The sequence below is a fragment of the Rubripirellula lacrimiformis genome, from assembly GCF_007741535.1.
Taxonomy (GTDB): Bacteria; Planctomycetota; Planctomycetia; order Pirellulales; family Pirellulaceae; genus Rubripirellula; species Rubripirellula lacrimiformis.
In genome coordinates, this window is the sequence record NZ_CP036525.1 from 2,564,238 (window position 1) to 2,588,932 (window position 24,695).

The window sequence follows — 24,695 nt, forward strand, 5'->3', positions numbered from 1 at the left end:
TCGTTGTGGATGGCAACGGTGCATGCGTGGACTGATGTCGCTGATCACGCCGACGTCCGGGCTCGATGGAAGGCCCGTCGCGCGTAGATGAGACTGGAAAGGGAGCTAGAAAAGGGTGCTTTCACCGCCGGGATCCGATCCCGTCATTGGCGTCACTTCCTATAGTTTACGCAAACGCCGCAGTCCGCAAAGACAAAAGCAGCGACAAGCGGTTTCATTTGTCCACAGATCATGGCGGTTCGGGGGGCCCCATCGGCGATAACCACTACAACCGATACCCGAGTTTGATGAATTTCGCACCGAATGGCGGTGGATGGGGCAAGTCGCGGAAAAATGCGTGGTCCGACCACGGCGAGAAAGGCAGTCACCGACGGCGAAAAAAAACTGGGGCCGGATCGGCAAACTGCGGGGCTGATGCGCTGTCGGCTTTGGTTTAGCCGTGTGCTTGGTGGGGCGCGGGTTTGGGTGGGTGGACGCGTGGGGCGTTGCCCACGCGGTTAAGCGATTGGGGATGTTGACGCGCGGGGCGTTGCCCACGCGGTTAAACGATTGGGGATGTTGACGCGCGGGGCGTTGCCCACGCGGTTAAACGATTGGGGATGTTGACGCGCGGGGCGTTGCCCACGCGGTTAAACGATCGGGGATCTGGGGGCGTGGGGCGTTGCCCACGCGGTTAAACGATTGGGCGTGGGAGCTTGAGGCGCGGCTTCTATTTTACGGCGGCCGCTAGTCGGTCGTGCTTGGTTTGGACTTCGGCCAATCGCTGGGCGACTTGGTCGAACTGCGTCTTGGCTGCACCGGCGGCTTCTTGAGCCGTCTTCAATGCTGTCTGCAGTGCGGCCATGCCGGTCGCCAACTGAGTCGCCGCTGCCTCGTGCTCTACCGCCAACTTGGTGTGCGTATCGATTGCTGCGGTGGCTGCAATTTGCTCTCGCCGTTTTTTGGCCAGTGCCATCAACTGTTCTGCCATCGCTTGTTCCTGATCGGCAACCGCAGCCTCGTTGACGGTGCCGGCCAGCAGACCGACGCGGGCGGCGGTAAGCGAATCCTGTCGATCTCGCGAAGCCGCCGTCTGCTGTGGCAGTTCCTGTTGAATCTTAGCGGCCAGGTTGCGGCTTGCTTCGGCTGCCTTGGTTTCCGATTGGGCGGCTGCTTTCTTGGCCGCGATCTTGGCTGTCAGTTCGTCGATCGGTTTCTGCGCAGCAGCGACCAACTGGTTCGCGGCATCCCACGCGGCCTTGATCGGCGCCAATTCGGTTTGCACCGAAACCAAAGTTTGTTTGACGGATTCCAGACGCTTGGTCACAGGCGGTGGGTTGGCAGCCAATTCGGATTTCTGTTTCGGGTCGTCGGTCAGCGTCGACACGATTTGGCCCGTCCAGTCGCCATAGACAACGCGTTTTCCGTCATGCGTGATGGCGACTTCTAGGACGTCTTCGGCCATCGGTTCAAAGTCGCGAATGTGGTTGCCCGAGGCATCCCATAGTTTGACGCGATTGTCTTTGCCTGCGGTAACCAATCGACCCTCGTGATCAAAGGCGACCGAGTTGACGCCGCCACCGTGGGCGCTGATGGACTTGATCGCTTTGCCTTGGACCATGTCCCAAAGCTTGACGGTGCCATCTTCGCTAGCGCTGGCCATCACGTTTGAATCGTCACGCCATGCGACCGCCATGATGGCGCCCTTGTGATCGGTCAGGTCTAGGTACACGCGGCCCGAATCGGCTTCCCAAACGCATAGGCCACCGGAACGGTCCCCCGAGGCGATCAGGATTCCGTCGGGGCTGTAGGCGACCGTGTAGATCCAATCGGTGTGTTTCTTCAGATCGAACAGTTGGGTGCCATCGGTTGCGTCGTAGATTCGCAGCATTTTCTGAGGGCCACCGAGTGCGATGCGAGTCATGTTGTCGTTCACATCGCCACCAAAGACGGTGTCCAATTCGTCACCAACCGCAGCGACGCGTTGTCCGGTTTTGACATCGTAAACGGCGACCACGCCTCGGACGCTATGTTCGCCACCACCGGCGATCAGGAAGGCTCCATCGCGACTAAATCGAAGGGATTGGGCGACGCCTTCGTCAAAGGGCAAAATGCCAAGCAATTCGCCGCTGTCACTGTGGTACATGACAATCTGCTTTTGGCCCGCGATGGCGACCAAAGGTGCCCACGGGCTAGCGGCGATCGCGGTCGTTGCGGCCGGACGATCGGTCAGCACAGGAGTCGTTTGTGGAATCGACTCGGGCATCGCACCGCCGCCTTCGGGACGGCCACCGGCGCTGGCGACAAAGGCAAGATTGTTCTTCTTTTTCGCTTTCGCTTTCGATCCCGAGTTTTCCAGGATGCCACCTTCGATCCAGGCACGAATCAATTTCAGTTGTTCGTCGGGAATGCGGTCCTGGTTGGGCGGCATGACGGGCGTGTCATCATGGTTGACCAGTTGCCACAATCGGCTGCCCTCGGCATCGCCATCGTCAAAGACCACTTCGCCACTGCCGCCGCCTTCCATCAAGGCGGCAAACGAATCGACCGCTAGCCCACCCTTCTTGTCGCCTTGGTTGTGACAGGTCGCACAGTGTTGGCGAAAAATCGGTTTGATGTGATCGTCGAACGTGACCTTGGGGGCCGCGGGCGTCGACTTGGCATCTTCGCCACGAACCGTTGATGTGCCCAACAATCCAGACGCTAACGATCCTGAAAGAATCGTGGCCAAGATGGCGATGGCAGAGATTTGCTTATACATCGAAGACATCATTTAGTGGTTGAAAACAAATTCGCGACTATTCAGCACGGCCCAGAAGATGTCCTGAAGGACGACAACTTGATCGGCTTCGTCGGTGATCGACGCTAACAGTTCGGTCTTTTCGTCGGCCGTTGCGGCACGTGACAAACAGGTCACGTAGATCCGATCAATGGCGGCTTCCGGTGACAGCTTTTCTTCGTTGATCCATTTTTCGATGATCTTGCTGCGCGTGATCTTGTCGTGGACGGAATTGCCGTTGATCAGGTGCAAGGCCTGCGATAGCGATGGATCCGTGGTGGCTTCGCAATCGCAAACCGTCGTCCGTGGCGATCGACCGAAGGCTGTTAAAAAGTAGTTCGACGTCGTGCCATCGGCAATCTGTACCGCCCGTGCACCGAGTGGCAATCCGCGGAACTTGTCCGGGGTTTGAGTCACTTGGCAAATGCAATCCAGCAGGTTTTCGGCCGGTACGCGGCGGACGACCGCGTGAGCGAAGTTTAGATTGTCGTGAGCGTTGGTTTCGTTCGTCATCGTGCTTCGTTGGTAGGCGTCACTGTTGCAAATGTCGCGGACCAATTGACGGAAATCGAACTTGTAATCGACCAGACGTTTGCCCAGTTCGTCGAACAATTCGGGGTTCGACGCCGGGTTGCTGACACGGATGTCATCGACCGGTTCGACCACACCGATGCCTAGGAAGTGAGCCCAGACGCGGTTGGCGATCGAACGAGCAAAGTAGGGGTTGTCGGGACTGGTCAACCACTCGGCAACCACGGCGCGACGGTCTTTGCCCTTGGTGTCGGGAATCTCACCACCCAAGAATTTCGGTGGCACCGGTTTCTTGGTGACCAAGTGATTGACTTCGCCACTGAATCGGTTGTAAACGATCTTTTCGCGGTAGTCTTCGGCGTTCTTTCGACCGACTTGGGAAAAGAACGATGCGAACCCGTAATAGTCATCCATCGTCCAGCGATCGAACGGGTGATTGTGACATTGGGTGCACTGGGTGCGAATTCCCATGAACACCTGAGCGACGTTTTCGGACGTCTTCAGGGTGTCGCGTTCGATCTCGTAAAAGTTGGTCGCCGGCGACGTGAACGTTCCGCCGGTGCTGGTCAGCAGTTCGCGAACCATTTGGTCGACGGGGACGTTTTTGGCGAATTTGTCTGTCAACCAATTGGCGTACAGGAACGCCGATTTGTAACTGACTTGGTTGGTGCTTTTGATCATCAGCAGTTGAGCGAACTTCATCGCCCAGATTTCGCTGAACTCTTTGCGTTCAAGCAATCGATCAATCAGTTCGGATCGTTTCTCCGGCGCTGGGTCGTTCACGAATTGGTTGTATTCGTCTTCGGTAGGCAGCATGCCGACGATGTCGATCGTGACACGGCGGATGAATTCTTCGTCGCTGCAGATCGGGCTAGGCACGATCCGCAGTTTTTGAAGCTTTCGGCCCACCATTTGGTCGATGTAGTCGCCTTCGATTTTGGGCGGCGTGTATTCCAGGTTTTCAGGAAGTGCCAGGACTTGGCTGCCCACGGTATGAGTGTCGAAGCGAGCCATCACGAATGCTTCGCCACGGCGTCCGGCGGTGACGACGCCTTGGTCGTTGATGTCCGCGGTGCCAGCGTTGTTGGACGTGAAGGCCGCCAGCCGAGTGACATCACGCGTGGTCCCATCGCTGTAGGTGGCGACGGCTACAAATCGTTGGGTCTTTCCGTCCCCTTCGATCACCGCTTGCGGCGGGTACAGCGAAACCGAGTCCACAGTGGGCGGCTTTGCATTGTCCGGGTCAATCTTGGCACCATTTTGTAGCCATTCCAAAACGGTCGCGTAGTAATCGCTTTGGGGATCGAACAGCTTTCCGCCGGTATGGGGGACGCTGCCCACCGCTTTCTTTAGAAACAAGCTTTCTTCGGGGACGGCCAAGTTGATTCGGCGAACACCGATTTCACGTGTGATGCGGTGGAAGTCGCCCACCGGGTCGAATCCGAACAGGCTAAGGTTGAAACCGTCTTTTCCTCGTGCTGCCCCGTGACAGGAACCTGTGTTGCAGCCCGATCGGGTCAGCACTGGCATCACGTCTTTTTCGAAACTGATCGGTGGACGCGCGGTTGCACCGGAGACTTCGACAGGCACGCGAATTTCGGCACCGGCGTACATCCCGACCAGTTCGGTTTTGCCGTCCGCGACTGGCAATAGCTTGAACCCGTCCAGTTTCACTACCGCTGGATCAGCGACCGACCATTCGACTCGATCGCTCGCGTCCGATGTGATGCCGTCATCGCGAGTGACGACGGCGACAAAGGTTTGGAAGTCGCGACCCGAACCCAGTTTGATTTCGGCCGGATAGATCGCCATGTTTGGCACTGCCGGGATATCTTTGCTGACCGATGCGGTCAGCGTTTCGCTCGGCTCGACAGCCGATACGACGGTCCAAGCCGTCGATAGAACGGCGACCGATGCGGCGAGGGGACGCAGGATTCTTGAAAGGGACATGATCAAACTTTCAACGAGCCAAACAGGGGATCGATCAGGCTAGGCGGTGACAGGCATCGAAGGGGACGACACCAGAGACTATTGATTTTTCAGTTGACGCAGTTGTTCTAGACGGCTGAGCGGCTTGGGGGCCGCTGGTGCAGCAGGTTTCTTCTCGGCCGGCTTGGGTTCTGCCTTGGGGGCATCGACCTTGGGCGGCAACGGTTTGTCGATTCGCAGTTCACCGGTGCCGGTGGTTTGGATGATCGTTTCTTCGCCAACTTTGACGCGTGAAATGCAGACCAGCGTTTTGTGTTTGCCAACCTTTGCGTCGGCGGCAACCGTGATCGGGAACGTGACGGTGGTGGTGTCGGCAGCGATCTTTTGAACACCTTGGGTGCTGGTGACACCATTGGGCAGACCGACCAGTTCGACCTCGGCTTCGCCAGGATGCTCTCGCAGCACTTCCATCGCAATCGAAACACTCGCTTCGGTGCCGGTTTCGGCAGCGGTGCGTGGGAATTCGTACTTGAACAACGACTCTTGCACATCCAGCATGATTGCTGGCGTGGTGACTTCGGCGGTGCCGTTGCTGCCCGGATAGCTAGCGACCAGAATCAGCGGCCACTTCCCTACCGCCGCCGAACCGTTGGCCGTGATGGGAATCAGGGTTTCGCTTTTGCCCTTTTCGATTTTGCGACTGTTGTTCACGCCGATGCCGGGCGGGTTGTACAGCGTTCGAATTCGAATCTCGTCTTCGAAGCCTTCGTTGCGAGTGACGCGGACCATCAGGTCCTTGCTGCCGCTTCGCAGGATCGGTGTGGCCGGTTGAACCAGTTCGATTTGGAACGGGGCAGCTTCGGTGACTGCCATCGCCGCTCGCTGCGTGTCATAGGACCACATGTGGCGTCGGTTTTGTCCAAGCATCAACTTGTGTTGTTGAGACAGCTTTCCCATCACGGAAAAGTTTTTCTCGTCACCATGACCGGCGATCATGAACAGCGACGCCGCGTGGGAGGCATCGGCTGCGGCGGTGAACAGCACGGGGATTTCCGCCCGTCCGCTGGGCACGGGGTACGGTGTGGCGGTCACGCCGGGTGGCAGGCCAGCCAATTCCATGTGGATCTCGCCGTTGTAGCCCTTGCGTGTGGCGGTCACCATCGCGGCGGTGTATCCACCGATCGGTACCGAAACCACACTGGCCTCGTCTCGACGAAGTTCTTTCAGGGTCAGTTCGAAAGTTGGGTCGGCGGGCGTGACTTCGATGCGATAGTGATGAATCGGGCTGCCACCACGCAGTTGGTCATAGATGCGGATGGTGTGTTTTCCGTCGGCCGGGGCAGTGAATTCAATGAACGGGTCCATCATTCCACCGGCGTCGTCGGACGATTGGATGGTCTTATTGTCAGGTCCAAAGACGTTCAGCAGGGCGTCCAGAGGCGAACGAAGGATGTTCCGGGCATAACACTGGACTCGGAACTTCTGACCCTTCTTGCACTCGAACGAAAAGCAATCGTAGTCGCCTTCTTTTTCGATCACGCCACAGAACGCGGCGGGGGCTTCGAACATGGGGGCGGTGGTGTAAACGTCGTTGGGTTCGGTTTCCATGACGACGGGCAGATCGTTGACGCGGATCCAGTTCGGCGATGGACTGATTCCCGATTCGTCTTCCATCACAACGCCCCACTGGTCGGCGGTTTCGCTGGGCAGTTGGACGGATGCTTCGGTGACCGAGCCATCGATCGAAACCATGTTGGCTTTTAGCACGGACCCAGGGACACCGCCCGATGGGATCGCAGCGACCGGGCGTGGGAAAGTTCCCACATGCAGTCGATACCCATTGATGCTGGATCCGCCAAAGGCGCTGTCACGGACCACGACGGTATACATGCCGTCTTTTTCAGCTTGGAAACTGCAAACGCCATCCTGTTGCAGCAAGGACGAATCATCGCTGGTCGCGACCTCGAAACGGCCTTCGTCCAGGATCGCAATGTAGGGGTCCAGGATGTTTTGGTTGTTGATCGAATAACCCAGGCGAATGCCTTCGATTTCGGCGGTCAATCGTTGGCCGGCTTTCAGTTCGATCTGATAGTGATCCAGATCTTCGCGGTCCACAACGCCTTCGACCGTGTGGTTCAGTTGAATCGATTGCGGCGCTGCGAAGTCGTTGTTCGGTTCGACTTCTTGGACGATTGGCATCGCGCCGACGCCGATCAAACGCAGGTTCGAAATGCCGGTTTTGGTGACCAATCGAACGGGATACAGACCGGGTGACAGCTTGGCATCGGCTTTCAGTTTGACCGAAACCGATTTGCCGTCGATCGCTTTGACTTCGATGATTTCGATGCCCGGCACGTCGACCAACACCGTGTGGGCATCACCGACGCGATCGCCGATGAAGGTCACCGTGGATTCTTCGCCGCGGACGACGCCCAGCGGTTTCAGTTGGCGAACGACGGGAAACGACGCGGTGGCCGATGGCATCGCCACCCCCACACACCACGCGAGCGCGACGGCCATCAAAGGCACGACTGGAACATTCATAGTGCTAGGAATCTTCATTCGTCTTGATCAGGATTCGCGAGTTGGGTGTGGGACATCAGCGTCGTCGTCAAAACATGGGGGGCACCCATGCTGTTTTCCTAAACCATGGACTTCCTAAACCATCAACGGTTCGATCAGCTTGCCGCCGTCGACGATTTCGATGGGACGGTCGCCTGGCGCCATCAGTTCTTTGTCTGAAACGATGCCCATCAATCGGTACATCGTGGCGGCCAAGTCGGCGTGCGAAACGGGGTTGTCTTCCGGTTCGGCAGCGGTCGAATCGGACGACCCGTGAATGATGCCGCCCTTGATTCCGCCACCGGCCAGCATGACGCTGAATACCTTGGGCCAGTGATCGCGTCCCGCATCCGGGTTGATCTTCGGCGTTCTTCCGAATTCGCTGGTGACCATCACCAAGGTTTCGTCCAGCATTCCGCGTTCGGACAAATCGTCCAGCAACGCCGACAAGCCGACGTCCAAAGCGGGCATCGATCGTTTGAACGCAGCGGTTAGTCCGGTGTGCATGTCCCATGATCCGTAGGTCAATGTCACCAATCGGACACCCGATTCAACCAATCGGCGGGCCATCAACAGTCGTTGGCCGGCTTGGTTGCGACCGTAACGGTCACGGGTTTTGGCGTCTTCCTTTTCAATGTCGAACGCCAGTTTCGCTTTTGGCGTGTCGATCAAGTCGTAGGCACGTTGATAGAACGTGTTCATCGCAGCGACGTTGTCCGCTGGGGTGGCTTCGACAAACTTTCGGTTGACGACGTCCAAAGCGGCTTTGCGGCGAAGGAAGCGTTGTTCGTCGACGCCGCCTGCCAAGTCCAAGTCGCGGACCTTGAAGTTGCTGTTGGCCGGATCGGAACCCAGTGCGAATCCGCCATAGCTGCTAGGCAAGTACCCGGTACCGGCGAATTCGTTGGGAACGTTGGGGATGCAGACGTACGGAGGCAGGTTGTTCCGAGGTCCGTATTCGTGGCTGACAACCGCACCAAAACTGGGGTAGGAAAGCGCGGGGCTAGGCTTGTAGCCGGTGAACATGTTGTGCGTACCACGTTCGTGGGCAGCTTCGCCGTGAGTCATCGAGCGAATCACGCTGAACTTGTCCGCACGCTTGGCCAGTTCGGGAATGGTTTCACAGAACTGTTCGCCCGTGTTGGTTTTGATCGTGCGAAACTCGCCGCGATATTCCAGCGGACTGTACGGTTTGGGGTCAAACGTTTCCTGTTGAGCGATCCCGCCCGGCAAGAACACGTGAATCACACTCTTCGCCTTGGCCTTGATGAAGTCGTAGTGCTTCTGTTCGGCCATCGCCCGATGCATCAGCAGTTCGGGAAGGGACAGGCCGAGGCCGCCAAGGGCTCCGGCAGCAAGAAAACCGCGACGGCTAAGAGGGTTACCGTGACAACGCATTTTGAGATTCTCCCGTGAAGAATTCGATCGTTAGCTGTGGTGGGGATGCCGGTCGTTTGAAAGCGACAAGGCGATAGCGGTGGAACAACGGAAGGGTGCGTTTTTCCAAATCGTAAGACACGTGCTGAACGGAGATCACGAAATCTTTCGCGACTTTCCGGTTGGGCAATGTATTGGCGGGGGTGGTAGGGCGGGACTTTCGCAACGTCCAGGAAAGTTCCCAATGGCGTCGAAAAAGCGTTTGCGTAGCCGTAAGCACGCAGTGTAGTCCGATTAGGTATGAAAATCTCACCTCATCGGTTGGTAAAGCGTATCCGATTGGGTTTTCGGAGTCAAATCTTTCGGTGTAATCGGAACGGCCCGATTGGTTGGAGGTACCCAGCTAATTTGGCCGGTGCGCTCGGAAAGTTGATGGAAACAATCGAGAGACCGATCGCGCGATGGTGCTGCTGAAAAAAGTTTCCCAAATGGGGGGTGAAACGCTGGAGTCTGATTTAGCGAACGCATATGTTGATTTAGTTGACTCTCCTGTACGCAAGGGCACTTTCGATTGAGGGCACCAGAATGAAAAAGTCACTTTGGACCATGTTTGCGATCTTCGCTGTCACGTTGACAAGCCAGGCCAGCGGCGCCTTGGTCATCAGCCAATATGTCGAGACCAATTCAGGCTCGACTCCCAAAGGGATCGAGCTTTGGAATTCGTCGTTGGATGATATCGATTTCGCGACCAGTCCTCTGGTTATTTTGAAGGGCACCAATGGTGCAGTCCCGTCGAGTGATTTCTCGCTCGATACAGGTCTATTGGCGGCTGGCGATGTGATGGTCGTTGGCACGAGTGACATTGGCACCTATTTGGATAGCGCCTTCGGAGCGGGAGTCATTCACTTTCAAGACGAACCCTTCACTTTCAATGGTGACGATGCATTGGTGGTTCAGTTGGGTGGCGTCACGACGGACATGTTCGGCAAAGCAGGGAGTGATCCCGGGGCCGCGTGGTCCGGTAGCGACGTTTCGACGGCCAACTTGAACATCGCACTTTTGGACGGGATCACGACGGGAAACCCGGGCGGGTTCATCGATCCATCCACGCGGTTCTCGGTGATCAGTACTGACCCCTCCGGGGCTGGGGGACTGGCCGGGTTTGGGTTGGCGCCGACTGCGGTGGCGGTCCCCGAGCCGTCTACTGTCATGGCGATCGCCTGCATCGCCGCGATAGGGATTTGGCGAGCGAGACGTCCTAAGCCGGGCGTATCGTCCTAATCGGCTGGACAAATCGATGGCTCGCTGCCGGCGGGCCATGCCTAATCCACCCTGTTTTGGATGGCGCAGTCGAATCCCGTAGTCGGAATCGTGTTCGGTTACGGTTACACTAGGGCGTGACCACGCGGCTTATCTTTCCCGTTGCCAGCGCCCGCAAATGACCGACACTTCGCTCTACGATTTCCTTGAACCGCCGACTCAGGCAGGTGACCTAGGAGTCCTCGGCCACTACCGCGTGATTTCCGAATTGGGACGTGGCGGGATGGGGTTCGTCTTTCGTGCCGAGGACATCAAGCTGAAACGCTCGGTCGCGTTGAAGGTGATGAACCAAAAGATCGCGGCGGTTCCCAACAGTCGCAAACGGTTCCTCAGCGAAGCACGAGCGATGGCCGCGGTGCACCATGACAATGTGGCCACCATCTTCGAAGTCGGCGAAAGCAAGGGCACTCCATTCATGGCGATGGAGATGTTGGCCGGCCAGACGTTAGAAAAATACAACAAGACCCACGGTCAGATCGATTTCGAAACGGTGATCGAGTTCGCGATGCAGACGGCGCGTGGTCTGGCAGCTGCCCATGCCAAAGGAATCGTTCACCGCGACATCAAGCCAGCAAACATTTGGATCCAAGAAGGTACCGACCGGATCAAGATTTTGGATTTTGGTTTGGCCTTGGCATCGTCGCCGGTCGACCAGTTGGCCGGACGCGGCGCGGTGATTGGTACGCCGGGGTACTTGGCGCCCGAACAAGCTCGTTCGGATCCCATGGACGACCGCAGCGATCTGTATAGCCTTGGCGTGGTGCTGTACGAAATGTGCACCGGCAAGTTGCCGATCCAAGCCAAGTCGGTGCCGGGCCAATTGGTTTCAATCCTGGCTCATCGTCCGTTGCCGATCCAGGAACTGAATCCACAGATTCCGCAGCCGCTGTGTGATTTGATTCACAAGTTGTTGCGCAAAGAACCTCGGTCCCGACCACGTTCGGCTGAACAGTTGCAAGTGGAACTAGCGCGAGTCGAAGTCGAGTGCCAGAAAAGCACCGAGACGGCGCTGGCGATCAATCGTTTGAAGGAAGGTTTGTCCGAGGTTGTCACCAAGAAGTCTGCGTCGGGCGGATTCGACGCGGTTGGATTTGAATCCATCGGTTTCGATTCGGGTAGCAGCGATGAAATCGAAGTCGTTCATGATCCGTTGGCTAATTTGCCGGCGGCGCCTGTCGTCGGTCTGCCGTCTGCGGTGATGACGCCGCCGATGTCAGCGGCGACGCGGCCCACCAAGCCAGTCGCAGACGGCCCGGCTTGGCATATCTATTTGCCGATCGCTGCCATCGTTGCGGTGGTGTTTGTGGCGCTGCCGGTGCTGACGTTCTATTTCTCTAGCGCGGGCCGTTCTACCGAAGCCTATGTGGTCGACTTGGGGAACGAACCAGCCAATGTTACCGGCAATGTGAATTCGCCAAGCGGCGGTAACCCACCAAAGGGCAACGCTGGGGAAAATCAGGGCCAACCCAACCAGCAGACTTCGTCACCGCAACCGGTTCAACAGCAAACCCAGACCAAACCGCCACGTGACAACGATGCCGGTGGATCTGGCAAGCCGCAGACGCCCAAACAAAACGGTCAGGGCGGACGCAAGAATCGCAAGAATGATCCCAAGGCTGGACCAGACCCAGCGGAAAATTCGAACTCGGCAGGGTCTGATAGCGAAATGGAATCCGGTGCGGAATCGAGCCCCTCGGAATCTGGCCAACCGAGATCGCCCGGTATTGATGCGTCACCTACTGACGCATCACCTGCCGATGCAACCCGCCGGACTGATCCGTCCGTTCCCGATCCACTCGATTCGGCTGAACCGCCCGTATCTCCCGCTGTGCCGACCAAATGGGTCGCGATTTCAACTGCGGATGGACGCGGTGCGGATGCAATGGTGCAGAACTCCGGCAGTGACAAATTGGGAGAACGGACCACCATCGGGCTTCGGACGCGCAATGGAATCGAGGTGACCCATTCCTATCTGCGATTCGACTTGTCGCAGTTGAAAGACACGCGCGCGAAAATCGACAAAGCGGGGCTGATCTTGACCGTCGTGGGAAGCAAGCGACCGGTCGATGCCACGATCCGAGTCTATGGAATCAGCGAAGTCGGTAAGTGGGACGAATCCAAGTTGGAATGGGAGTCGACACCGTCGTGGGACAAAGCGGTCAAACAGATTCATCAGTATCCGTTGCTGGCCGAAGTCACGGTCGACGAGATGCCGGCGGACGTTGATCGCGACAAGAATCAGATTCGCATCTCGGATCCACGGCTGGCGAAGTTTCTTGCCGAAGAGGGGGACTTGGTGACGTTTGGGTTGGCGGGCGAGCACGGATCGATGGGAATGCGTTTTGTCAGTCGCGAAAAATCGAGCCAGGACGCACCGCAGCTATTGGTGGAAGTTCCTCTTCCATAGGCAACCTAGCGTCTCACTGTCCGGTTTCCATAGCCAGCGGGATGTGATGCTGCGTGTCGATGGCAGTTGCGAATCTGAATCGGACCAGGGCTACTTGGATTTCTTTTGCGGGCGGAAGGCAACGATTCGGCCTTCGTTGGTTTCCAGTCGCGGCCCGTTCAACAGGTCGATGCAATAGGGGATCGCGGCAAAGACCGCATCCAGGCATTCTGCGATCGCTTTGGGTTGTCCGGGCAGGTTGACGATCAGGCTGCCGCCACGGATGCCGGCGGTTTGACGGGACAGGATCGCGGTGGCGACTTTTTCGAGCGAAACTTTTCGCATCAGTTCGCCAAAGCCGGGCATCATCTTTTCGCAAACCGCTTCAGTGGCCTCGGGCGTAACGTCGCGGGCTGCCGGGCCGGTGCCGCCCGTGGTGACGATCAGACAGCAGCCTTCGATGTCGGCCATCTTCGCGATCGCGTCGGCGATCGTTTCTTGATCGTCCGGTACGACGGATTGCACCGGAGTCCACGGGGAGGTCAAGACTTCTTCTAGGTAGGCAGCGATGGCGGGACCGCCACGGTCTTCGTATTCGCCTCGGCTGGCTCGGTCGGATACCGTCAAAATGCCGATCTTGGCGTTGTTCACTTGGACGCTTCTCGATTTTGTAGATGTTGTTTGATGGCGCCGACGGCTTGGGCGACTTCGCTTGTGACGTGCTTCAGATGATCTTGGATTTCGTCCGCAGTCATCTTTTCGGCGCCGTGTTCCAATTTCTCGGTCACGCGGCTGGTTCGCAAGGCGCCTACGGACATCGAAGCGCCTTTCAACGTGTGTGCCGTTCGTCGCAGCGTTTCGCGGTCGTCGTTTCTGACCGCACGATCGAACGCTCGCGTCAAGCTTTCGACCTCGGCCAAATAGACACCCATCAATTCGGCCAGCAGATCCGGGTCACCACCGACCGTGGCATGGGCCTGCGGCCAATCGATGGCCCCATCATCCGACGGTGCAGGATCGGACTGCGGGTCGGCCTTTGCCGAATCGGTCGGCGTCCCACTCGGTTTCGAAGCGGCGGAACCGTTGGCGGTGGGGCCCGGTTGCTGTGTTGGCGGGTTTGGCTCTGCGGGTGGCGTAGAAATATTAGGTTCCAATGGTGTGGGGTCTGAAATCGTAAGCTGCTGGATCGCTGATTCCCGGATCTGCAGATCGACCGGCAATGATTCGGACTGGGTAGGCTTGAAGTGTTTCGTACCGGGCGGTTCCTGCGGACTCGCTGCGGACCGCTGTGGCGCAAGCGTTCCGGTGGCACTTTTATGGTCCACACCGGTGACGGGATCGCTCGTTCGGGGGCCGCCCAACGCACTTAGTTTTTCTCGCAGGGAAGCGATCCGAATCGGCTTGGGGATGTATTCATCCATACCGGCGTCCAGGCATTTCTCTCGGTCGCCTTTCATCGCGTGCGCGGTCATCGCGATGATGGTGGTGTGGCCGCCGTCGATGGATTCCTTGTCTCGGATCCGCTGGGTTGCTTCCAGCCCATCCATGACGGGCATCTGCACATCCATCAACACGACGTCAAATTCCTGTTGGGCTAGGTGTTCGATCGCTTCCGCACCGTTGTTGGCAACCGTCACTTCATGTCCGTCCTTGGTCAGCAGTCCGACAGCTAGACGTTGATTGATTTCATTGTCTTCGGTCAACAGAATTCGCAGTCGATCCAATGGTGGCCGAGTTTCGTCGGTGTCGTGGGTCAGCGCGTCTTCGGATGCATTGACGCCCAATGATCGAACGATCGCATCGAACAGTTCCGATTGCTTGACGGGTTTCATCAACCGTTCACAAACACGGAAGACTTCGGATCGTTGGCGCTCTCCTTCACGGTCTCCGCTGGTCAGGATGATGATTTGGGCGAATGGGATATCCGGATCATTGCGGACGTTCTCGATAAAGTCATACCCGCTCATGTTGGGCATGTTCACATCGCTGATCACCAGGGCATAGGGATCACCGGCGCTGGCCGCGGCCTTCATTCGTTCGATGGCATCGGCGCCAGAATCCGACAGTGACGCCACGATCCCCCAATTGCCTAGCATCTCGCTTAGGATCAGTCGGTTCGTTTCATTGTCGTCGACAACCAGGGCCTTGGTTCCACCGACGACGACGATGCCACGCCGGCTGGTTTCTTCGACATCATCGGGCGCCGGTTCCAGTTCCATTTGGAACGAAAAGCAACTTCCGACACCGACTTCGCTTTCGACTTTGATCTGGCCGCCCAGCAGTTTGACCAGCCGAGACGAAATCGCGAGCCCCAGTCCGGTGCCGCCAAATTTTCGCGTGGTGGATGTATCGGCCTGCTCGAATTCATGAAAGATCGTTGCAAACTTTTCGGGTGGAATTCCGATGCCTGTGTCACGAACGATGACTTCGATTCCGTTCGGCATCTCGGTCGACTGATACGGTCGAACGTCCACGACCACTTCGCCCTTTTCGGTGAACTTGATCGAGTTGCCGACCAGGTTGATCAGGACCTGACGCAGTCGTCCGATGTCTCCGATCGCGAAGCGTGGCACCGCAGGATCCACCCGGAACGCCAATTCGACGTCTTTGGAATGAGCCTTCAAGCCGAGCGTTTTCATCGTGTCGCCAAGGTTTTCGCGGACCTCGAAGACACGCGGTTCCAAGTCCAGTTTGCCAGCTTCGATCTTTGAAAAGTCCAGGATGTCGTTGATCACCGACAGCAGCGAGTCGGCGGATTCTTGAACCATCGACAGAAAACTTCGCTGGCTGGGATCCAGTGCCGTGTCCAGCACCAGGTCCGTCATGCCGATGATCGCGTTCATCGGCGTGCGAATTTCGTGACTCATGTTGGCCAGGAAATCGCTCTTCGCTCGATTGGCTTTGTCAGCGATTTCTTTGGCAGACAGGATTTCTTCGTCCGCCATTTTGCGCTGCGTGATGTCGTGCCCGATTCCGACGACACCAATCACATCGCCCTCCGGATTGAACAGTGGCACTTTGGTGGTCAACAGGCACAGTTCGGTCCCGTCGTCGGTGCGATGGGATTCTTCGCGGTCCAGCAAGGGGCGTCGGTCACGCATCACGTTCTGGTCATCGGCGACGTAGTCGCAGGCCAGTTCCGGTGGCGAAAAATCGTAATCGGTGCGGCCCAGCAAGTCATCGGGCGAATCCAGTTTCAATAGGTTCAGTAGCGAAGCGTTGGCGGTCACGAACCGGCCCGCCCGGTCCTTGACGTAGATCAGGTCCGGGACATTGTTGATGATGGTTTTCAGAAGATCGCGTTCGCGTCCCAGTTCTTGTTCGGCCCGTTTTTGCTCGGTCACATCGCGTGAAATTCCAAACGTACCGATGACGCGTCCGTTGGTATCCTTCAGCGGCACTTTGGTCGTGCTGCACCAACTTTCCGATCCATCCGCAAAGTTCTCGTACTCAATTTGCGACAGCATTGCCTCGCCCGTTTCCATGATCTTTTTCTCGTCCGCAAGCGCTTTCGACGCGTGTTCACGGGCAAAGAAATCTGCGTCCGATTTGCCCATGGCAAGTCGTGGATCGTCGAGTCCGAATTTTCGAGCACAGCTGTGGCTTAGCCGAATGAATCGGCTGTCGGCATCCTTGAAATAGATCGAATCGGGCACGGTCGCCAACAAAGTTGATAGCAGGAACCGTTCGAATTCGACTTGGTGTTCGGCGTTCTTTTGGCTGGTCACGTCCCAGAACATGATCTGGATTCCGACGACGTCTCCCTTGGCGCTGTAAACGGGCGCCTTCCAGACTTCGACGTGGACATGTTTTCCATCGCCGCTCTGATGCCGTTCGACATCGTGATACAGTTTTCCCGTTCGGATCACCTCGCGATCATCCGCCATGTACTTCTTGGCCAGATCGGCGGGAAACAGATCGAAGTCGCATTTGCCGATCAGTTCGTCGACCGCATGTCCGCTCTGTTCGCACGCGCGGGCATTGGCGTATTGAATACGCCCGCGCGAATCTTTCCGCAGCACGCTAAGCGGAAGGCTTTCGACCAACGAAAAATACACCGCCTCGGAATCTTTGATCGCCGATTCCAAATTTCGGCGATCGTTGATCGCCCGTGTTAGGCCGAAAAATGCAGGCTGGTCATCGCTGCTGGATTTCGACTCGGCAACGACTACGGTTTCGTGAACCCAACAGATCGTGTCGTCGGGTTTGACCACCCGGTATTCGTACGAAACCAGTTTGGTTGGCGAGGCACCTGCCGTCGACGGCGAAGCATCGGATTCCGATGCCGAGGAAGCCTGCGATTCGGCGGACGCGGATTGTGCGGTGGCTCGCAAAGCCGCCATTTCGCTGGCCACCATCGATCGATCATCGGGATGCACTTTCGCTAGCCGGCGATCACGTTGCCCCAAGATTTCATCACACTGGCAACCGAAGATGTGTTGGGCAAGCGGATCGATCCACAGCAGGTCACCGTCAATCGATGCGGTCCATCGGAACTCGGTAGCTCGACTTTCAAGAGCGGTCGGGAACGGCGGTGCGTCCGCTTGGGATCGAGTCGATGATCCGTCCATTGAAATTCAGTCCGACAAGTGAATCGAGAAAAGAGTTCGCCCCAGGGGCGTGAAGTCGGAAAACTTCGTCACCTTTCAATCATAAACACTCTGCGGCGTGCCCGTGGGATTGCAGCGAAGTTTCTCGGTCGCGACGCGTCGGCAAAACGGATAACCGGATTGCCCGTTTACATCCGCAGTCGCAGAAAATCGACACGGACCACGGTCGGGCACGGTGGATTTCGCAACTGTAGGTCAACGAACTGAATGTTTTTCAAATCCAGTGCACGACCGGCGTTGATCTGTGTCAGTTCATCGTGGGTGACGACCAGATGAGCCGTTTCGCCGCGATGGATGATGAACGGTTTGCGGAGGACGTCGTGATAGTCGTCCGCTTTCCCCGCATCGATCACTTGGATCCAAATTTCGGCTGTCGGTTCGGGATGGTCGGCGTCCAGCGTGACGTCGCACTCCAGCCCTTCCGCGGCCGTCCAGTCGGAAATCAATTCGACCATGGTGGCGGTCGGATGTTCCGAAACCGGGAAGTGAACTTCCAAGCTGCGTCGCAGATGGGTCGCGTCGCGAGAACTCAATTGACCTTCGCAGCGGTTGAAGTACCAACGTTCCAGTTCAGCCTGGGTTTCGAACGATCCCAGCAGGGGGAAATTGGTTCGCATCGCCCAGACGTCTTGCAATGTCGATACAGGTTGCCACCACACACATGCGATCAAGACACCGGCGGTTGCCCACAAGCATCTAGCAGTGCTGCGGCCACGGGCGTGTTTGCGACGCGCGTTGGCAACGGTGACGCACAGCCCGGCTAGGATTCCCATCCCATTGGATATCGCGTCGTGGATCGATGGCGTCCGGCCAAACTTGGCTTGGACCAATTCGATCGCGACGCCGAATAGAAAAAGAAACAGTGCGACCGCCACTAGGCGGCGCACCGACGAATGCATCGCCGCGGGAGCGTTCCGCCGCGATCCGGCCCAATGGTTCCACAACATCAACAACGCGATCGTCATCAATGCGAACAAAGGGCCATGTGCCATGTTGCCGATCGCAGCCGGGATCCGCCCGCTGTACGGCATCGGCATCAACAATCCGCCGGTGATCAATGCGACTGCGATCGCCGCGTAGGCGACGATTTTTGTTCGATTGATCGTGCCGCTCGAATCGACATCATCGGTGACGTCGTGCGGATTTTTGGGCAAGGGATCGATTACTTGCGTGCCGCCGCATGCTTCAGCGGCAACCAGGCAGCGTCTTGGCTGCTGCTGGCGACACACTGCTGGATGAAATACATGCCTTCGACACCGTCGTACACGTTCGGATAGACCGTGTTGATCCGTTCGAACGATTCGCCTGCGCCGCGTTTGGCCATGTCGTCGAATGCCGCCACATAGACGTTGGCGAATGCTTCGAAGAATGCTTCCGGGTGGCCGGCTGGCAGACGACAAGACGCGGCCGCTAGCGGAGTCGTGTAGGGAGCACCGGAATCACGCGTGTAGATTTGATGCGCCTTACCGTTTTGACGGAAAATCAACTCGTTGGGATTCTCTTGACGCCATTTCAGCGAACCCTTGGTGCCATCGATTTCGATCTCGACATCGTTTTCGCGTCCATGACTGATTTGCGATGCGGTCACGGTTCCTAGTGCACCGTTTTCGTATCGGATCACCGCGGTGCCGTAGTCGTCCAGTTTGCGGCCTTCGACGAACGTCTTCAGGTGGCAGCTAACGGTTTCGGGCAGTTCGCCGGTCATGAACCGGCCGAGGTTGTAGGCGTGTGTTGCGATATCGCCGAACGCGCCGGCCGCACCACTCTTGGACGGGTCGGTCCGCCAAGCGGCTTGTTTCTGGTCTTCGGCTTCCAATGAAGTCCGCAGCCAGCCTTGGATGTACTGAGTTCGGATCGCGTTGATCTCGCCAAGTTGTCCGCCCAGGATCATTTCGCGAGCCTGGCGTACCAACGGATAGCCGGTGTAGTTGTGCGTGACCGCGAACACGACGTCGCTATTCTTGACCGTTTCCAGCAACGATTCGGCCTGGGCCAGATCGAAGGTCATCGGTTTGTCGCAAACGACGTTGAACCCGGCTTCGACGGCCGCACGGGCGACTTCGAAGTGCATGTGGTTGGGCGTGGCGATGCTGACGAAATCGATCCGCTCGTCGGCTGGCAGCTTGGATTCGGCGTCCAACATGGCCTCGTAGCTTCCGTAAGCCCGAGAATCGTCAATGTCATAGTCGGCTGCCGATGCCCTGGACCGTTCAGGATTGCTGGACAACGCGCCAGCGGTCACGACGGCGCGATTGTCCAAACAAGCGGCGATCGAGTGAACGCGTCCGATGAACGATCCGGTGCCCCCGCCGACCATCGCCATGCGGAGTTTGCGATTCAGTGGTGCGTTGATTCCCATAGTGTCTTTCTTGGTTTCAATTCAAAAGTAAAGGCCAGGATGCGTTCGTCCGTGAAAACGCAATCGTAAAGTTCAACGCCAAAGCGTACAATTCCCTTCCCGGTGCTCGGCGGCCTCTTGAAACCGCTTTGCATGGGGACATGCCAGACGTTGATCGCAGTTCGCAGTTCGCAGTTTGCAGTTCGCAGTTTGCAGTTTGCAGTTTGCAGTTTGCAGTTTGCAGTTTGCAGTTTGCAGTTTGCAGTTCGCGGACCGATCGGGGTTGATGATCGGCCGCCGGTAATCGATCATCGGCGGTTCATCACCGACTTGTTGGTCGAACCATCGTAACATGACGACCGTCTGGGCTTGGCCCGCTGCACTCTCTTCCCAATTTTGTACCGTCCCGGAGCTTCCAGAGATGTCGTTTCCTTCCGATTTTGAAACTGAAAACACGGTCGAAAATGCTTCCTTGCCGGTGGTCGAATCGACTCTCCGTGGCCAGGGACCCGATCATCCAAACGTCTGTTGCCAAGGCTGGACGCGATTCGGTTTTCCGCTGGCGGGACTGTTGATGGTGGTCGCCATCGGGACGGCAGCCTATTTTGCGGGGCGGTCGCATACGGCTGAAACCAAGCTGTCGTCGATGGATTTGCCGCTGTTGCATGCCAATGCGGCGGTGACCAGCGAGAAGTTTTCTTGTGCGACGGGGACGATCAGCGAAGAAGCCGACGGATTGTTCGTTCTGGATCACAATTCCGGACTGCTGCAATGTTCGGTGATTTACCCACGACTGGGTCGATTCATGGGTCTGTTCACCGTCAACGTGGGCGAGGCGTTGGGGACCGGCGGCAAGGGCGGCAGCTTTTTGTTGTTGACCGGACGAGCCGACTTTCCGCGTGCCAGCAACAATCCCGTTGCCACGACCGTGGTCTACGTGATGGACACTTCGACGGGAAATTACGCGTCCTATTACGTTCCCTTCAATCGCCAGGCGATGACCGCTGGGCGTACTCAACAGGGTCTGATCACATTGATCTCGACCGGTTCGGCTAACCCGGTGATCGATCGCGACACGTTACGTTAGACTCGATCGGGTAGCCAAGATGGCCGCACCTTTTCTGATCGGTCTCTTCCATCCCACGCTACCCGCCCCCCCCTGCTGCTTTGACGATGAACAACGGACCGAACCCGCTGACCCAAGGATTGAACGAGGCACAGGCTGCGGCTGTAAAGACGCTGTCGGGGCCGATGCTGGTGTTGGCCGGTGCGGGGACCGGAAAGACTCGCGTGGTGACGTTTCGAATCGCCAATTTGATCCGGCACGGCACCGCGCCGGACCGGATTTTGGCGGTCACGTTTACCAACAAAGCCGCCGGCGAAATGCAGGAACGGGTCGGCGAGCTGATCGGAACGGGAAAGAAACGTCGCCGCAAGGGCGAACCGGCCGCTCCCAAGCCGACCGTCAGCACCTTTCACGCACACTGTGTGCGGATCCTGCGACGACACGCCAAAGCATTGGGGTATCCCGCCAAGTTCACGATTTACGATCGTGGCGACCAGGAAACACTCGCTCGCGGTATCCTGCGCGAACTGCGATTGCCCGGGACCGCGCTGAGCCCCGGCGACATGCTGAACATCATCGGTGGCTGGAAGAACCAATCGATCAAGCCCGATCAGGCTTCGATGGTGGCATCGACGGACAAGGAACACTTCGCAGCATCGGGATATCGTCGTTATCAAAATGGGCTGCGGGCCTGTGGCGCGATGGATTTTGATGACCTGTTGTTGAACACCGAAACTCTGTTCGACGAGCATCCGGCGATCCGCGATGAAGAAGCGTCGAAGTTTGATCATGTGCTGGTCGACGAATACCAAGACACCAACGGCAGCCAATATCGGATCACAAAGCACCTGTCGCTGAAGCACCGGAATCTATGTGTCGTGGGCGACGATGACCAGTCGATCTATGCATGGCGTGGCGCCGACGTGACGCACATTTTGAATTTTTCGAACGACTGGCCTGATGCCAAGGTCGTGTGCTTGGAGAACAACTATCGAAGCACGGCGGAAATTCTGATCCTGGCCAACCGGTTGATCGAATTCAACACCACTCGCCACGACAAAACGTTGATCCCCAGTCGGCCGGCTGGCAAACGGCCTAAGATCGACCAGCACAAAGATGAAACCACCGAAGCCAAGTCGGTGGTCGCCAAGATCCGTCACCTGATCGATAACGAACACGTCCAGCCGCGCGACATCGCGATCCTGTTCCGTACCAACGAACAACCGCGGCTGTTCGAAACGGAATTGCGTAAGGAGAATGTGCCGTACGTGATGCTGGGGGCGCAATCGTTCTTCGACCGCAAAGAAGTCCGCGATCTGATTTCTTATTTGAAGTGGATCGAACAGCCCAACGACGAGGTGGCACTGTTGCGAGTGATCAATACTCCGCCGCGAGGGCTGGGGAACAAGACGGTCCAGACTCTGATCGCGCGAGCTGTCGATCGTGGGGTCCCGGTATGGGACATCATGAAAGATCCGGCCTCGATCGAGGACTTGCCGGCTGCCGCACAGCGCGGGATCGAAAGTTTGACTTCGATTTCCGATGACGTCCGAAGCCGTGCTCAAAGCGAATCACTTTCGGCCGCAATGGACACGCTGCTGAAGCGAACGGCATACGCAGACGAACTGACACGAATCTACGACAAGCCAGAGGAACGCGAATCGCGGATGGCATCCATTGGCGAACTGACCAACGCGGTCGGCGCCTACGAAGATGGCGAAGGCGAAAAAGACTTGACGGGGTTCTTGGGCGAGATCGCGTTGTCGGGCAAGGAGATGGGCAACGAGAAAGACAAGCTGGCCAAGCAGAATGCGGTTTGGTTGTTGACGCTGCACGCCGCCAAAGGGTTGGAGTTTCCGGTGGTGTTCATGGTGGGCATGGAAGACGGTTTGCTGCCCCACAGTCGTAGCGTGAAAAGCGGAAACGATGAAGACATCGCCGAGGAAAGACGGTTGTGTTACGTCGGGATCACCCGCGCCCAAGAAGACCTGACGATGTCGTTGGCACTCACCAGGCGGAAATGGGGAAAGCCTCGCCCCACGACCCCCAGCCGGTTTCTATACGAGATCGTCGGGAAGGCCGAAAACCCCAACAAGTACCGCAAGAAAAAGCCCGGGCGGACGCTAGGTAAGTAGCCGGCAAGCAGTGGAGGCCCCCTCACCCAACGCCGTTAAGGAAATTTTTCGAGTGAATTAGGTAACCAGGATAGCTTTTGGAGGGCCATAAATGAAATAAGCCAGGCTCCCCCCAAAATCCTCGACTACACCGTCGAAAGAAAAGGAGCCTGGCTATGAGTAACAGTGGCAAGGATGCTGCTTCGAAACAGAAGCAATCAATGACTCAAGGTGAACAGCTGGCCAAAGCGATTCGCTGGATCGCCAACGACCAATTATTCGCAAAGGTTCGTGTTCACGGCAATGCCAATTGGGTGCCGACTCACTTGATGCAGGTCGCAATTCTATGGGTTTGGAGTAGTCAATCATTGCTCGTCGAATCCACCAAAGACGCGATCAAAAGTGTCGAGAGCTTATTCGGTACGACCGGGATTCATTCGTATCAGACGCTGATCACTGCACTGCAGAAGTACACCGAGCAAATCCTTCCGCCACTGGTCCAACGAATGCATCATTTGATGGAGAAGACAGATCAAGCAAGTTTTCGCATCGGGATTTGGTTGGTGTTGGCCGTCGACGGTTCCCGCTTGGATGCTTGCCGAACCCTGGCCAACGAGAAGCGGTTCTGCAAGCCAAAGAACAAAAGGGGATCGAAGAAGAACAAGAAGAACAAGCGTGGTCGACACGCCAACAAACGAAAACCGGTGAGCAAAAAGAAGAACTACAATCCGCAGCCCGTCGGTCCTCAAGTCTGGCTTACGCTACTGTGGCATGTCGGACAACGATTGCCATGGGCATGGAAAATCGGACCGAGTTATTCCAGCGAACGAGCCCATCTGTTGGAAATGCTGAATGCTTTAGACCTACCGAAAAACACGCTCATCTGCGGTGATGCTGGTTTCGTCGGCTACGACTTTTGGAACGCGATCGACAGCCACGGCCATCACTTCCTGACGCGTGTCGGAAGCAATTGTCGCTTCCTGAAGCAACTTGGACGGGTTCGCGAACGTGATGGCATCGTGTACTGCTGGCCGAAAGAAAAACAGCAACGCAAGCAGCCGCCGTTGGTCCTTCGGCTACTTCGCTTTCACGACGGACGTGGCGAAGTCTATCTCGTCACCAACGAATTGAACTCACGCAAGTTAAGTGATTCGCGTGCTGGGGAAATTTATCGAAAACGCTGGGGAATCGAAGTGCAATTCCGATCCTTAAAGCAAACTTACGGTCGTTCGAAACTGCTCGGGCGAACGCCGGATGTCGTCGAGCACGAGTTAACCTGGTCGCTTGTCGGTCTTTGGATGGCGCAGTTACTGGCGCTTCGCGAACAAATCGATCGGATCGAACCGGCGGCTCAAACGAGCGTCGCGATGGTGTTACGAATATTGCAAAACATCCTGCACTGCCCCAACGAGATACCCGCGCGGGGCGAATCGCTTCGGAGTCTCTTGGCCGGTGCGTTGACGGATACATACGACCGCGCAAGTAAAAAGAAAAGTCGCAACTACCCACGCCGAAAAGAGGAACCCCGGACCGGCCCACCCACAATTGAACTCGCCACCGCAGAGCAACAGAAGCTTGCCAAAGCTACACTGGACCTCTCAAATGCAGCATGAAAAATTTCCTTAACGGCGTTGCCCCTCACCCAACGCCGTTAAGGAAATTTTTCGAGTGAATTAGGTAACCAGGATAGCTTTTGGAGGGCCA

Annotated in this window: 13 protein-coding genes; 5 read left to right on the forward strand and 8 right to left on the reverse strand. The window is 57.1% G+C overall.

The features are described 5' to 3' along the window. Positions 1–709: 709 nt before the first annotated feature. From K227x_RS09060 to K227x_RS09075, 4 genes are all read right to left on the reverse strand, one after another. Entirely contained in the window at positions 710–2,740 is a 2,031-nt protein-coding gene (locus tag K227x_RS09060) for a c-type cytochrome domain-containing protein (protein WP_246146685.1), read from the reverse strand. 12 nt (positions 2,741–2,752) lie between these two features. Next, on the reverse strand, positions 2,753–5,239 hold the full coding sequence (locus K227x_RS09065) for a DUF1549 and DUF1553 domain-containing protein (protein WP_145169218.1): 2,487 nt from the start codon (positions 5,237–5,239) through the stop codon (positions 2,753–2,755). 78 nt (positions 5,240–5,317) lie between these two features. Further along, the gene (locus tag K227x_RS09070) at positions 5,318–7,762 is read right to left on the reverse strand and encodes a PPC domain-containing protein (RefSeq protein WP_246146686.1); all 2,445 of its coding nucleotides are present in this window, start codon (positions 7,760–7,762) and stop codon (positions 5,318–5,320) included. A gap of 114 nt (positions 7,763–7,876) precedes the next feature. Further along, positions 7,877–9,178 (reverse strand): DUF1501 domain-containing protein, encoded by a 1,302-nt coding sequence (locus tag K227x_RS09075; protein ID WP_145169219.1) that lies wholly within the window; start codon positions 9,176–9,178, stop codon positions 7,877–7,879. A gap of 564 nt (positions 9,179–9,742) precedes the next feature. Here K227x_RS09075 and K227x_RS09080 point away from each other — a divergent pair. Next, a complete protein-coding gene (locus K227x_RS09080; RefSeq protein ID WP_145169220.1) occupies positions 9,743–10,438 on the forward strand; it encodes a PEP-CTERM sorting domain-containing protein in 696 nt (231 codons plus the stop codon). Between the two features lie 157 nt (positions 10,439–10,595). Then, positions 10,596–12,884: a serine/threonine-protein kinase gene (locus K227x_RS09085; RefSeq protein WP_145169221.1), complete on the forward strand. Its 2,289-nt coding sequence runs from the start codon at positions 10,596–10,598 to the stop codon at positions 12,882–12,884. 90 nt (positions 12,885–12,974) lie between these two features. Here K227x_RS09085 and mog read toward each other — a convergent pair whose 3' ends face one another. The 4 genes from mog to K227x_RS09105 form a co-directional block, all read right to left on the reverse strand. Beyond that, a complete protein-coding gene (gene mog / locus K227x_RS09090) occupies positions 12,975–13,514 on the reverse strand; it encodes a molybdopterin adenylyltransferase (protein ID WP_145169222.1) in 540 nt (179 codons plus the stop codon). Then, positions 13,511–17,434 carry a PAS domain-containing hybrid sensor histidine kinase/response regulator gene (locus K227x_RS09095; RefSeq protein ID WP_145169223.1) on the reverse strand — a complete coding sequence of 1,308 codons (3,924 nt, stop codon included), beginning with the start codon at positions 17,432–17,434 and terminating at the stop codon, positions 13,511–13,513. The genes mog and K227x_RS09095 overlap by 4 nt, the downstream gene beginning before the upstream one ends. 167 nt (positions 17,435–17,601) lie before the next feature. Next, positions 17,602–18,627 carry a VanZ family protein gene (locus tag K227x_RS09100; protein ID WP_145169224.1) on the reverse strand — a complete coding sequence of 342 codons (1,026 nt, stop codon included), beginning with the start codon at positions 18,625–18,627 and terminating at the stop codon, positions 17,602–17,604. Positions 18,628–18,635: 8 nt separating this feature from the next. Continuing rightward, complete coding sequence (locus K227x_RS09105; RefSeq protein ID WP_246146687.1) at positions 18,636–19,832, reverse strand: Gfo/Idh/MocA family protein; 1,197 nt, start codon at positions 19,830–19,832, stop codon at positions 18,636–18,638. Positions 19,833–20,232: 400 nt separating this feature from the next. On the opposite strand from K227x_RS09105, the gene K227x_RS09115 reads away from it, so the two are divergent. The 3 genes from K227x_RS09115 (at position 20,233) to K227x_RS09125 (ending at position 24,604) form a co-directional block, all read left to right on the forward strand. After that, entirely contained in the window at positions 20,233–20,898 is a 666-nt protein-coding gene (locus K227x_RS09115) for a hypothetical protein (protein WP_145169226.1), read from the forward strand. A gap of 86 nt (positions 20,899–20,984) precedes the next feature. Then, complete coding sequence (locus K227x_RS09120; RefSeq protein ID WP_145169227.1) at positions 20,985–23,012, forward strand: ATP-dependent helicase; 2,028 nt, start codon at positions 20,985–20,987, stop codon at positions 23,010–23,012. Positions 23,013–23,167: 155 nt separating this feature from the next. Next, on the forward strand, positions 23,168–24,604 hold the full coding sequence (locus K227x_RS09125; RefSeq protein ID WP_145169228.1) for an IS4 family transposase: 1,437 nt from the start codon (positions 23,168–23,170) through the stop codon (positions 24,602–24,604). Positions 24,605–24,695: the final 91 nt, after the last annotated feature.

Coding starts and splice junctions, on each gene's coding strand:
- K227x_RS09095 (WP_145169223.1), bottom strand. CDS start 17,434: ATGGACGGATCATCGACTCGATCCCAAGCGGACGCACCGCCGTTCCCG.
- K227x_RS09080 (WP_145169220.1), top strand. CDS start 9,743: ATGAAAAAGTCACTTTGGACCATGTTTGCGATCTTCGCTGTCACGTTG.
- K227x_RS09085 (WP_145169221.1), top strand. CDS start 10,596: ATGACCGACACTTCGCTCTACGATTTCCTTGAACCGCCGACTCAGGCA.
- K227x_RS09060 (WP_246146685.1), bottom strand. CDS start 2,740: ATGTATAAGCAAATCTCTGCCATCGCCATCTTGGCCACGATTCTTTCA.
- K227x_RS09065 (WP_145169218.1), bottom strand. CDS start 5,239: ATGTCCCTTTCAAGAATCCTGCGTCCCCTCGCCGCATCGGTCGCCGTT.
- K227x_RS09070 (WP_246146686.1), bottom strand. CDS start 7,762: ATGAATGTTCCAGTCGTGCCTTTGATGGCCGTCGCGCTCGCGTGGTGT.
- K227x_RS09120 (WP_145169227.1), top strand. CDS start 20,985: ATGAACAACGGACCGAACCCGCTGACCCAAGGATTGAACGAGGCACAG.
- K227x_RS09105 (WP_246146687.1), bottom strand. CDS start 19,832: ATGGGAATCAACGCACCACTGAATCGCAAACTCCGCATGGCGATGGTC.
- K227x_RS09125 (WP_145169228.1), top strand. CDS start 23,168: ATGAGTAACAGTGGCAAGGATGCTGCTTCGAAACAGAAGCAATCAATG.
- K227x_RS09075 (WP_145169219.1), bottom strand. CDS start 9,178: ATGCGTTGTCACGGTAACCCTCTTAGCCGTCGCGGTTTTCTTGCTGCC.
- K227x_RS09115 (WP_145169226.1), top strand. CDS start 20,233: ATGTCGTTTCCTTCCGATTTTGAAACTGAAAACACGGTCGAAAATGCT.